The sequence below is a fragment of the Nonomuraea sp. GTA35 genome (assembly GCF_041950525.1).
GTDB lineage: Bacteria > Actinomycetota > Actinomycetes > Streptosporangiales > Streptosporangiaceae > Nonomuraea.
In genome coordinates this window covers 119,974-131,931 of the sequence record NZ_JBGNUV010000021.1, presented here as the reverse complement: position 1 = coordinate 131,931, position 11,958 = coordinate 119,974, and the positions used below count along the sequence as shown (strand labels likewise).

The following is an 11,958-nucleotide window of genomic DNA, read 5'->3' as shown; positions in this document are numbered from 1 at the left end:
TCAGACCGTCTGAGGCCCCCACACCGTCTGACGTCCCGGCACCCACCCCGGCATCGGAACCGGCATCGGAACCGGCATCGGAACCGGAGCCGTCGCAAACCGCCCCCACCCACGGCCCCCTCACCTGGGCTCTACCGGACACCCCCGACCCTGACCTCGCCGACCTCCCCAACAAGATCGCCGCCTACCGGGCCGGCTACCTCGCCGAAGACCGCAGGCTCCTCGAAAAGGCCCTCCGCGCCGGCACCATCATGGGCCTGGCCACCACGAACGCCCTCGAGCTCGGCGTCGACGTCTCCGGCCTGGACGCCGTGCTGATCGCGGGCTGGCCGGGCACCCGCGCCTCCCTCTGGCAGCAGGCGGGCCGGGCGGGCCGCGACGGCCAGGACGCGCTAGCCGTACTGATCGCCAGGGACGACCCGCTGGACACCTACCTCGTGCACCACCCCGAGGCCCTGTTCGGCCAGCCCGTGGAGGCGATCGTCCTCGACCCCGGCAACCCGTACGTCCTGGGCCCTCACCTCTGCGCCGCGGCAGCCGAGATCCCGCTCACCGAGGACGACCTGCCCATCTTCGGCGCCACCACGTCGAAGGTGCTCGATGACCTCGTTGCCCAGAACCTGCTCAGAAGGCGCCCGGCGGGCTGGTTCTGGACCAGGCGGGAGCGCGCCACCGACCTCGCCGACATCCGAGGCGGTGGAGGCAGCCCCATCCAGGTCGTGGAGTCGTCCACGGGCCGCCTCCTGGGCAGCGTGGACGAGCCTTCGGCCCACACCACGGTCCACACCGGCGCGATCTACCTGCACCAGGGCGAGACGTTCCTCGTGGAGCTCCTGGACCTGGACGCCGGGGTGGCCCTGGTCACCAGCGCCAACCCGGACTACACCACCTTCGCCCGGGACATCACCGACATCTCCATCCTCTCCACCGAACGCTCCCAGGCTCTCGGCTCCGGCACCCTCCACTTCGGCGAGGTGGAGGTGACCCGCCAAGTCGTCTCATACCTCAAGAGACGCCTCCAATCAGGCGAAATGCTCGGCGACGAGCCCTTGGAGCTGCCACCCCGGACCCTCCGCACCCGCGCCGTCTGGTGGACGCTCCCCGCCTCCGCGGTGGCCCCTCTGGCCGAGGCCGGCATCGACCTCGGCGGAGCCGCGCACGCCGCCGAACACGCCTCGATCGGCCTGCTCCCGCTGTTCGCCACTTGCGACCGCTGGGACATCGGCGGCGTCTCCACGGAGTTGCACGCCGACACGGGCCTGCTCACCGTCTTCGTGTACGACGGCCACGAGGGCGGCGCCGGCTTCGCCGAACGCGGCTACGCCCGCGCCACGGACTGGCTGACGGCCACCCGCGAGGCGATCATGTCCTGCGAATGCGAACGTGGCTGCCCGTCGTGCATCCAATCCCCCAAATGCGGCAACGGCAACGAGCCCTTGGACAAACGAGGCGCCATCCGCCTCCTCAACACGCTGCTCGCCTCACAATGATCCCGCTCATCGCCATACCTCCACAGGAACCGGTCGCCATTCCTCCGCAGGAACCGGAACGGCTCCCAGAAACCCTGGCCGCAACAGCCACATCACCGGCTGACACGCAGAACTGATCAGCCCGCACAAGCCGCCCGCGCACACAAACAAGCCAATCCAGCACGAACCGGCGGCCACCCCAAGACGAACGAGGCCATCCCCATACGAACCCAGCCGACCCTCAACATGAACCCACTTGGTCCCGGCGCACAAACCGGAGGGCACGCCCACATTCCGTGCGGCCACTTGCTCACCGAAGTCCAGCCAAGTTGCGAATACAGCACCACATGAACTCGCCCGTCCACGCGGTCACGTTCACACCCGCCAGCGCACTCAGTGATCACTTACGCCCGAAACTCAGCCCGAGCCCCGCCACGCATCACCTGCACGGGCTTCTACGGATTCCGACCTTCTCCGGACTCACGACGCTTGCGATAAATACCCGACAAGCATGAGCGGCCGGGACACTGGCACACGCGCTGACGCCCTCCCTAACTCCAACCATCTCGGTGCCGACGACCCGCCTGAGTCCGCTCATCACCCTTCGCGTCGCCACGATCATCGCCATCCTGATCAGCGGCCCAGAAATCGGCCGCCCCCGGCTGTGGACGCTCCCAGAACCCGCTGTCCTCCATCGATCTCGGCGACGGCGGCAGGTAGTCATCCCAACGCTCCTCCAGCCGTACGGCAGGAGCGACCGTTGGAGCGACAGACTCGGCGACATCCGTGACCGCCGAACTCGGCAGGGCGATATGGAGCGGCCCCTGCTGCGCACCCCATTCCACCTGCCGTCCATATTCCTCCTGCCGTCCATGGACGCCATCTGAATCGTCGCCATCGGCCACGTGCGCCAGCGGACCTCCGGGCACATTCCGGCGCGTCCGGTCAGGCAGGAACACCTCCGCGCCCGTCCGATCAGGCGTGCACGTCTCCCCACCCGTCCGATCAGACATGGACACCTGCCCACGCGTCCCATCAGGCGTTGACCTCTGCCCACGTGACCGATCAGACGTTGCCCCCTCCTCACGCCTCCGACCCGGCGTGGACCCTTCCTCACGCCTCCGACCCGGCGTGGACCTCTCCCCACGCGTCCGACCCGGCGTGGACTCTTCCCCACGCGTCCGATCAAAGGTGGACGCTTCCCGCCGCCCAGGCGGCGCACCGTACGGCGGCGTGCCACGCGGCGGGGCCGCTACAGCACGCAGCGGAAGCTCCACAGAGAAGGCTGAGGTACGCGGACCAGGGGACGTGGCAGGATTCGACGGCGGCTCGACGGCGGAAGCCGGCAACAGCGGCTCAGCGTCAACAGTGCCCAACCCCGCCTCCGACCGCGGCCTCAGGGCCTGAGAGGACGGCGGCTGTCCCTCACCACCTGACTGCTGCCCGCGATCTCCCAGTGACACATCCGCCTTGAGACCCGACGGTTGCCCCCGGCCATCGAGGGACGGCTCCGCCCCCTCACCCGGCCACCGGCTTCGACCCTCGTTCGACGAACCCGCCTCCCCAACCGGCAGCTGGTTCCGGGTGCCGGGTGAGCGCTCGGCCTCCGTTCCAGGGACCTGCTGGGGCCGGGAGGGCTGTTCGGGAAGCCGGGTCTTGGCGACGGCCAGGATGACAGCCGGCCGACGGGGTGCAGCCGTGGGATGCGGGGTGCCGGCATCCGCCTGCCTGACATGTAACCCAGGGTGCGCGTTCTGTGCTTGCGCCGATCCAGGGGGTGCATCGGTGTCGGGTGTTGGTGTGAGGGTGGAGCCGCTTGCGCCCGTGGCGAGCGCGCGCCGCCTTGCCCAGGCGCCCGCGTGCGCGCCGAGCAGCAGCAGGAGGATTCCGCCCGCGACGTAGATGCCGTACTGGCCGATGTTCCCGATCGGCGACTCGCTCGACTGGGCCTTCACGCCGTCACTCTGCACGGGATCCTCGTCGGTGCCGTCCTTCGTATCGGCCGGGACCAGACCGCCGTTCTCGGCCTGCTGGTCAGCGGTGGGGATGGGAAGGTTGCCGCTCGGGTCGGCGTCCGGGATGTCGGGCAGCTTCGTGGTCGTCGGCTTGCGAGTGGGTGTGGTCGGCTTGCGCGAGGGGACCGCCGCCTGCTTCTTGGCGGGCAGCGTCGGCAGCGCATCGACGCCCTGGGCGTCTCTGTTCTTCTTCGGCACCTGCACGCTGTCGGTGGCCTTCTTCGTGGGCTGGGCCGCGGGTGGGGCGGGGAAGGTGACGTACGCGGCCGCCGACTCGCCGGACCCGATCGAACCGCCGTCGCCATCCCCCCTGAACGCCTTGACCGAGAACCCCACCTTCTGACCCGCCGCCTCGGACGGCACGGCGAGCACCGCCTTGCACGAGGAACCCGCGCAGGCGCTGTCGGCGGACAGCCGTCCGACGACGCCGGACTGCGTGTTGGCCACCTCGTACGACTGCAGGTCGGGCTCTGATCCCTTGCTCCAGGTGACGAGCACCTTGTCGGCGCCCTGCCTGCTCGCGTTCACACCCCCTGGCGCTTCGGCCGGCCGACGCAGCTTGAACGTGCTGCTCGCGTACCGGTTCCCGGTGATCTCCCCCTTGAGGGTCACGGTGAAGGTCCCGTTCGGGGCGTCGCCTGCGTCGAACGTGCCGGACAGCGTCTGATTGGCGCCGCCTGCGGCGACCTTCTGGCTGGGCGTGGAAGGCCCGTCGACGTACAGTCCCATCCTCAGCTGCATGAGCCCGGTACGCGCGGAGACCATCACCGACGAGCTCGAGATCACCTCGCCGTCGGAGGGCGACGTGATCTGCCCGGGGGATCCGGCCTGTCCCATCACCACGGACGCCTGGGCAGTGCCGCCGAGCACGATGGATCCGGCCACGATCATCCCTGCGGCTACAACTCTGCCGACTACCGACACGACGCTTCCCTCCATCGAGAGCCTCGCGCCGCATGAGCACCCTCTGGGCGTTCATGCGACGACCGGAAGTGCAGTGCGCCCGGCCGATACGGTCACCGACCGTCCCCGGGCCCGCACCTTAGCGACTGCGCTCCTGCTCTCCCAGGCTCCTTGACGCATACGGCATGAACCGAGGGTAAGCGGAACCTTACGGGAGACATCCGACTCTTGGACACCACGTCCAAGAAGTCGTGACTTGATTGCGACATTGCCCCTCAGACCTCAATCACCCCATAAACGCCCTCACCTCTAACCGCCCTCTCCACGTGTCCTGCAATGCCCTGGCCGCATCCCATCCGCGGACCGCCGTCGCGCCATCTCGGGATGCACTCGGCCACCTCGAGATGCACTCGGGCCACCTCGGGGGCTGGCCGGCTCGCGCCCATGGTTCTACGCTCCCTGCTACCTCCGGGATGGGGCTCACCCTCAGGTGGACCGGTTCGCGTACCCCTGACGTGGACTCCTGCCACTACGGGGATCGACCCGCGCACCTGGGAGCGTGCTCGTGCGACCTCACGACCGGTAAGCGCCTCCGGGATGCGCTCCTCCCGCGCCGGGATGGGACCGCACACCTGGGGGCCTGCTCGCGTCACCTCCGGGATGAGACCGCACATCTCGGGGGCGGCCGCCGCGTCCGGGCACCGCCCGTACGCATGAGCGAGTCCGGTTCGCTGCGGATGTTCATGCCCGCCAGCAGGAGCACATCGGATTCGTCAGTCGGGCGCCGATGCCGTGGGGCCGGCGCGGGACCTGCCTTGAACGGTGCGAGGGCCCAATAACGGCAGCGAGATGGTCACGGCGGTCCAGACGTCGGCGATGTCGTCGGCTATCTGGCATTTCATGAGCTTGACGCCGTTCTGTGCTGCCAGCTCGGAGGCCCGGCCACAGGCGCCGTCCGGGTCGATCAGCGCAAGTTTGGCTGCCGCGAGGGCGCTGAGGTCGGCGGCGCTGCTGGCTCGGTGGTGGGCCACGCGTACGGAACCCACCGTCGCGAATGCCGTGGCAGTTGCCATCAAGAGGCCCATGAGCGCCACACCCCACAGGGTGGCGGAGCCGCGGTCTTTGGCGTTGATCGTTTTCTCCTGGCGTTCGTGTGGAATGGGTGTTCCGCCGGCTGGTGACGGGGTGGGCACGATGTCACTGTTCGGTGGCTGCGGCGGCTGCGGCTGATACGCGGACCGCGGGCAGGGCTTCGCCCCAGGAAGGGCGCACTTCCACTGTGATCTGCACATTGGTGAGCTCAGGGCCGCGGGTTATGGCAACTTGGGCGTTCGGGCGGGTGGCTGCTTGGGCGAAGGCGCGAACCTGATCCAACGGCTCCCCTCTGGCCGCGGCGCGGGCCGCCATCCGGGCGGCGTCCACGCATTCGAGTTGGACTCCGACCGCTTGGATGGCCCACAGGGCGGCAGCCAGGACGACCATGAGGGCGGGCAGCATCGCGGCGGTCTCGGCCGTTACCGAGCCCCGCGATGCCGACCGCTTGATGCTCATGAAGGTCCGCGCGCGGCGCGGCGTCATTCCTGCCCGGTCTTGAGTGCCCGGTCGATGAGTGAGGTCAGCATTGCCTGGACTTCTGGGCTGCTCACGACCTTGAAGAGGAGCGCGGCGAAGGCACAGGCCGCGATGGTTCCGACTGCGTATTCAGCGGTGGACATGCCGTGCTCTCGGTGGGTGGCCGCGTAGTGAAGCCACTTGTTCGTTCGCGGCCGGGAACTTCTGATGCGGAGTTGCTTGCCGACCGAGGAGGGAGTTTGTGACTCGCGGGAGCTTGAGGTGGTCGGGGCGCTGAAGTCCTTTTGGTAGATGACGGAAGCGTTTGTGGAGGGCTCGTGTGTGCGTCGATCGGTCGCGATGCTGTGGAGGGCGGTGGTGGCTGCAGTGGTGGTCTTGACCGGGTGCTCGGGGTGCTCGCGGTGTTGGGGGTGCTCGGGTTGCTCTGGGTGGTGGGGGTTCTTAGGTGGCGTGGGCGTGATGGCTGCAGGGCCTGTTGGGCTTCGGATGATTGGGGTGCTGGGGTGAGCGGGTGGTGTGGTGATGCCCGCATACGCTGTGGCGGCTGCGATGTCGCCTGGCGTGGTGGCGGGACTGTGCATCTTGCCTCCAGGGGTTGGGAGCCGGGGTGTTGGCCGGCGGGAGTTCAAGGGTGGCGGGGCCGGGGTGGGGAGATCCGGGCCGAATGGCGTTCTGTGGATAAGGGTCAGGACGTGGTCATTGCCTTGTGGATAAACCGGACGTTGGGCTGAACCTCCCGCGGGCGCAGAGAGACTCTTCCTCGCAACGGAGGGCGCGGCGGGCCGCCTTTCGGTGGGGCGTTCAGATCATGGGTGTGGTTGGAGCACGGCGGGTGCGATGCGATGCGGCAGCTGAAGGCGACGCCGCAGGTGGACGTGAGGCAGCAGGTGGGGCGACGCGACCGATGGGCACCGCGACAGGCGGGTGGACCTGGGGCAACGCGGTAGGTGCGTTGAGACAGGCATAGGCCGCTGCGGTGTGTGTTAACCATGGCGGTGGGTTCCGGGACGGCGCATGCGTTGGCACTGCGGCTCGGGCACAGCGGCACGCTTCGGGATGACGCGCGCATCGGGGGCGCGGCGCGTGCGTTACGAAACGAAGCCCGCACGGGACACAACGAAGCCCGCACGGACACAGGGCGCACGGGGACACGGCGCCCATACGAAGGCGCGGACGCGATCGGGCACAGCCCGGTGCGGCGGTGTGTTGGGGCACGGGGGTGCGTGGGTTTCGTGCTCATCCGGGTGTTGGTGTGGCGGTGATTCCGGGGCCCGTTGCTCGTGCCGGCGGGTGGTTCATGGGATGACGATGGCTGAGGCCAGGCCCGCTACTACCGGGATGATGCCGAGTAGGACGAAGGCTGGGAGGAAGCACAGGCCCAAGGGGGCGACCGCCTTCACGCCGACGCTTCTCGCCGCGGCGACCGATGCGGCTCTGGATGCCTCTCGGGCGTCGTCGGCCAAGCGTGTCAGCACCTCGGCGACGGGGGCGCCGCTCTGGGCTGCTCGGCTCATGGCTCGGGACAGTTGGCCCATGGCGGGGTCTTTGGCGAGGGATGCCCAGGTTGGGTCGGGGTCGGCGCCCAGGCGTAGTTGGGTGCTCACCCATGCCAGGCGTTCGCCTACGGGGCCGCCTACCGCGTTGGCGGCGATTTCGGTGGCGGCGCTCACGGGTCTGCCCGCATGCAGGCAGGCGGTCATCAGGTCGGCGGCGAAGGGCAGGTCGGCGGCTATGCGGCGGCGGTCGACAGGGGGTTGTCGGAGTTCTCTTTTGTGGAGGAACAGGGCTGTTGCGGGGGTGACGAGGATTCCTGTCATGGCTCCTGGGATGCCGCCGATCAGGAGTGCGGAGAGGAGGCCTGCACCGGAGGCGATGAGTGTTGTTCTGCGGGTGAGACGGTTGGGGCGGTTGGGGTGACGAGGGTCTTGGGACGGCCAGCGCGGGAGGGGGACGGGGCCGGTCGGGAAGGGGGATGGCTGGTGGTTTTTGGGCTCTCGGGGAGGTGTCATCCCTGGGCGTAGGCGGGCCAGGCGGTCTGCGGGTGTTCGTGGTGAGAGCCACAGCCAGGCCGACAACGCGGCGCATAGGGCGGAGAGGAGCTGAAGCATCGGAGGGTCCGATCAGGGTCAGGCTTGGGCTCGGGTGGCCATGCGGGTGGTCCACCACAGGCCGCAGACGTCCAGGGCGATGCCGGCCATCAGGCACATGAGGCCGGGGAGGGTGCCGAAGAGGAAGGACAGCGGGTGCATGTTCAGGGCTGCGGCCATGAGGAGGCCGAGGGCAGGGAGTGCGGCGAGCATTCGGGCTGTGGTGCGTGGTCCCGCCAGTTGTGCTGAGACGTCCTGGCGATGGGCTTGGGCGGCTCGTAGCGTGTGCGCCACCCGGTCCACCAAGGAGGCCAGGCCCGCGCCTGCTGTGGTGCTGACCTCCCAGCAGGCTGCCAGCCGGCGTAGGCCCTCGCCTCCTTCTTGGGGGGCCGATGAGGTCAGGGCCGCTGAGACGTCGCCGCCGTCCCGTGCGGCCGCGATGACCGGGCGCAGGAGAGCCGGGTCTGGGAGGTCCACTGCTGTGATGGCTCTGGTCAGGGCGTCGCTTGGGGTGCGGCCGGCGGAGAGCTCCGCCGCGAGGGACTGGCACAGCTCGATCGACGCACGTCGCCAGGCCTCTGCGCGGCGGGCGGGGGTGGGAGTGGCTGTGGGGTGGGTGAGGAGCTTGAGCAGGGATTTCCACTGAGGGGTGGGGCTGGCTGAGGTCAGCAGCTTGTTCAGGCGGGTTGTGGCTGTGTTGGGGCCTGTCCACAGCCAAACGGCGCAGGCTGTGGACAACGCGGCTATGAGGGTGCTGGTCATCGCGCTCTTTCGTACCGGGTTGCGTGGTTCGCTAGGCATTTGGTGGGGCTTCCGGTGGTTCGTCTGGCGCACGGCTTGGAGCTGCGGTGGCTCATTGGTTCTGTGGTTGGGCCCTGCCTGCGGCAGCTGGTCGGGGTGGGTTTGCTATGGGCGGGCTCGTTGGGCCAGGGCTTCGTAGCCGGGGCCGGCGTGGGTGCGGCCTTGGGCGTCGAAGGTCAGTGCGGGGATCGACTCGACGAAGCCGGTTGGCGTTCTGGAGAGCAGGCAGATCTCGGCTACGCGTCTACGGCCGTCCGGGCGGCCTCGCGTCAGATGGATGACCGCGTCGAGGGCCGCCGCCAGTTGGCTGTGGACGGCCTCTCTGGTCAAGCCCGCCGCGCAGCCGAGGGCCTCCAGTCGTGGGGGGACGTCGGCCGCCGTGTTCGCGTGCAAGGTGCCGCAGCCGCCCTCGTGGCCCGTGTTCAGGGCGGCCAGGAGGTCGACTACTTCGGCTCCGCGTACCTCTCCGACCACCAGGCGGTCCGGGCGCATTCTGAGCGCCTGCCGTACCAGGTCGCGCAGGCCCACTCCACCGGCGCCCTCCAGGTTGGCCGGGCGGGTTTCCAGGCGGACCACATGAGGGTGGAGGGGGCGGAGCTCGGCTGAGTCCTCCACCAGCAGGAGGCGGTCACCCGGGTCTGCCAGGGAGAGGAGGGCTGACAGGAGGGTGGTCTTGCCGGTGCCTGTGCCGCCTGTGACGAGGAAGGCGAGTCTGGCGGTGACCATGGCGGTCAGCACCGGGATCGCTGGTTGGGCGATCGTGCCTGCCGTGACGAGGTCCTGCAGGGTGAAGGCGCGGCGGGGTGGGAGGCGCAGGGAGATGCAGGTGCCGCCGGACGCTATCGGAGGGAGTACGGCGTGGAGTCGGACTCCGCCGGGGAGGCGGGCGTCCACGTACGGGGACGCGTCGTCGAGGCGTCGGCCTGCGGCGGTTGCCAGGCGCTGGGCCAGTCTGCGGACGGCTCCGTCGTCGGTGAAGGTGACCGGGGTGCGGCGTAGGCCGGTGCCGTCGTCGATCCAGACCTCGCGCGGGCCGTTGACCAGGACGTCCGTCACGTCCGGGCGGGCCAGGAGAGGCTCCAGAGGGCCCGCGCCGATGAGGTCGGCGCAGAGGGCCCGGGCTATGGCGAGGATTTCCGCGTCACCGTAGACGGACTTCTCCGCTCTCAGGGCCAGTGCTACTTGGGCGGCGGTGGGCTCGACGCCTGTTCTGGCCAGGCGGACGCGCACCGCCTCCACGAGCTCTGGTGAGACTGGAGCGGCCGGCGGGTTCGGGGAGGGGGCGGGCGGTTCGAGATCCGGTGGCTGTGGGGGTTCTCCCCGTGGTCGCGAGTGGCGGGCCGAGTGAGGCTGGTGGTACGCCTCCCGGTCGTGCCGAGGGCTCGGCTGGGTTCGGGGGGACGGCGAGTCTCGGGGCAACCCGGTTCGCGGCGTCTCGCCGGATCTGGGGTGCGGGTTCTGGGACCGGGGTGGGGTGGTGGGGTTGGGGATCATGCGGCTGGGAGGAGGTCTCGGAGGAGGGATGTGCACAGGGCGCCCAGTACGGTGCGGGGGCCGAGCCTGGGGAGCTCGCCCCGGTTGAGGGTGGCGGTGAGTCTGGGCTGGTCGGGGAGGGTGCCGGCGGAGGGGATGCCCAGGGCTGCCATGGCCGTGTCGTCGTCCAGGATGCCGGGGCGGAGGATCGCGCGGATGTCGGCGGTGTGGTCGCGCAGCTCGGCGAGGACCTGGACGGCGGAGAGGATGCCGCGCACGTCGGCGGTGGCGACCAGCAGGGTGGAGCTGGCTCTGGTCAGGGCTTCTATCGCTGACGGGTCGAGGTGCCTGGGAAGGTCGACGACCACCAGGTCGAAGCCGCGACTGCCTGCTTCGAGGACTGAGCGCATGGCCTGGGGCGGGATCGCGTCGACCTCGCCTCTGTGGAAGGAGAGGACTGCCAGGTCTCCGAACGCCGGGAGAGCGGCCTGCAACGCGCTGGAGTTGATCCTGCCTTCTCTGGCCACCAGATCTGCCCAGCGGGCGCCTGTTGCCTCCTCGTGGCCCAGCAAGGCGTCTATGCCTCCGCCCAGCGGGTCGGCGTCCACGAGGAGGGTGCGGAGGTGGTCGGTCGAGGCTCGCAGGGCCAGGCAGGCGGCGAGCACGCTCGCGCCGGCGCCGCCTCGGCCGCCGATCAGGCAGATCACGGCGCCTGAGCGGGGGTCGGGGTCCATGGCGTCGGCGAATCTGTCCACCAGGTCGCGCTCGTCGTTGGGCAGGGTCATGACGGATTGGGCCCCTACTGCTACGCATTTTCGCCAGGTGTCAGGATCTTCGGTGTCGCGGGTTACGAGGAGGACCTGGTCTCGGGGTGGGGGTGAAGTGGCTGCCACGGGATCTGCTTGGTCGGCGCCTATGGCGATGAGCGGGGCGAGGTTCCAGAAGGGGCGGGCGTGGGTGGGGGTCTGGGCCACGTCGAGCTGGGCACCTGCTGCGGCTGCTATGCGGACGAGGTCGTCGAGCAGGGCTGGGTCTTCGGTGATGACCAAGGGGCGGGGCATGTCGGCCTCCCTGTGAGGGATGTTGTGGTGTCCTGCGCGAGGCGGGGTGGGAGGTCGAGCTTGCTGGAAGTGGTGGTCGAGAAGTTGAGCCGAATGGGGTTCTGGGGATAAGGGTGGGCGCGGGCGGCTGGGGCTGTGGATAACGCGCCTTGCTGAGGGCTGTGGGGCTGAGGCCAGTGCGGATGCGAGTGCCGGTGCCGGTGCCGTGCGGGCGCCGGCGCGGTCTGGTGCGGGTGAAGGACGCAGGAGCGGGGCGGGGCTCGGGCTCAGGGCACGGGCGGGCGGGCGTGGTGCGGCCGGGGCAAGGGCGCGGCACAGGCAGGGCGCGGGCGGGGCACGGGCGCGGGGGCAGCGCCGGCTGCGCGGGCGGAGTCCGGAGGGTGAGCGCGCGGCGGGGAGACGCCCACGACGCGGGCGGGGTTCGGAGAGGCATTGGCGGCGCGAGCACGGAGGAGCGTGGAAGCGCGGGCCGAGCGGGCGCGCGTGGAGCAGGCGCGGGTGGAACGCCGGCGTGTGAAAAGACGAGCGCGGGCGCGCGGGGGGTGAGCGCGAGGGGCGCGGGCGCGTGGCGCGGAAC

General features: G+C 69.8%; 9 protein-coding genes. 1 reads left to right on the top strand and 8 read right to left on the bottom strand.

The features are described 5' to 3' along the window. On the top strand, positions 1-1,490 hold a 1,490-nt coding region (locus tag ACBJ32_RS53755), incomplete at its 5' end, for a Zn-binding domain-containing protein (RefSeq protein ID WP_375133470.1). Positions 1,491-2,020: 530 nt separating this feature from the next. Here ACBJ32_RS53755 and ACBJ32_RS53750 read toward each other — a convergent pair. The 8 genes from ACBJ32_RS53750 to ssd form a co-directional block, all read right to left on the bottom strand. Beyond that, on the bottom strand, positions 2,021-4,369 hold the full coding sequence (locus tag ACBJ32_RS53750) for a hypothetical protein (protein ID WP_375133469.1): 2,349 nt from the start codon (positions 4,367-4,369) through the stop codon (positions 2,021-2,023). A gap of 791 nt (positions 4,370-5,160) precedes the next feature. Then, entirely contained in the window at positions 5,161-5,580 is a 420-nt protein-coding gene (locus tag ACBJ32_RS53745; RefSeq protein ID WP_375133468.1) for an Rv3654c family TadE-like protein, read from the bottom strand. Positions 5,581-5,584: 4 nt separating this feature from the next. After that, positions 5,585-5,938, bottom strand: a complete 354-nt coding sequence (locus tag ACBJ32_RS53740) for a TadE family type IV pilus minor pilin (protein WP_375133467.1) — start codon at positions 5,936-5,938, stop codon at positions 5,585-5,587. Between the two features lie 23 nt (positions 5,939-5,961). Beyond that, entirely contained in the window at positions 5,962-6,540 is a 579-nt protein-coding gene (locus ACBJ32_RS53735) for a DUF4244 domain-containing protein (protein WP_375133466.1), read from the bottom strand. A gap of 714 nt (positions 6,541-7,254) precedes the next feature. After that, positions 7,255-7,776, bottom strand: coding sequence for a type II secretion system F family protein (locus tag ACBJ32_RS53730; RefSeq protein ID WP_375133465.1), 522 nt, complete (start codon positions 7,774-7,776; stop codon positions 7,255-7,257). 309 nt (positions 7,777-8,085) lie between these two features. Next, a complete protein-coding gene (locus ACBJ32_RS53725; RefSeq protein WP_375133464.1) occupies positions 8,086-8,808 on the bottom strand; it encodes a type II secretion system F family protein in 723 nt (240 codons plus the stop codon). A gap of 144 nt (positions 8,809-8,952) precedes the next feature. Continuing rightward, positions 8,953-10,077, bottom strand: a complete 1,125-nt coding sequence (locus ACBJ32_RS53720) for a TadA family conjugal transfer-associated ATPase (RefSeq protein ID WP_375133463.1) — start codon at positions 10,075-10,077, stop codon at positions 8,953-8,955. 260 nt (positions 10,078-10,337) lie between these two features. Then, on the bottom strand, positions 10,338-11,381 hold the full coding sequence (ssd, locus tag ACBJ32_RS53715) for a septum site-determining protein Ssd (protein WP_375133462.1): 1,044 nt from the start codon (positions 11,379-11,381) through the stop codon (positions 10,338-10,340). Positions 11,382-11,958: the final 577 nt, after the last annotated feature.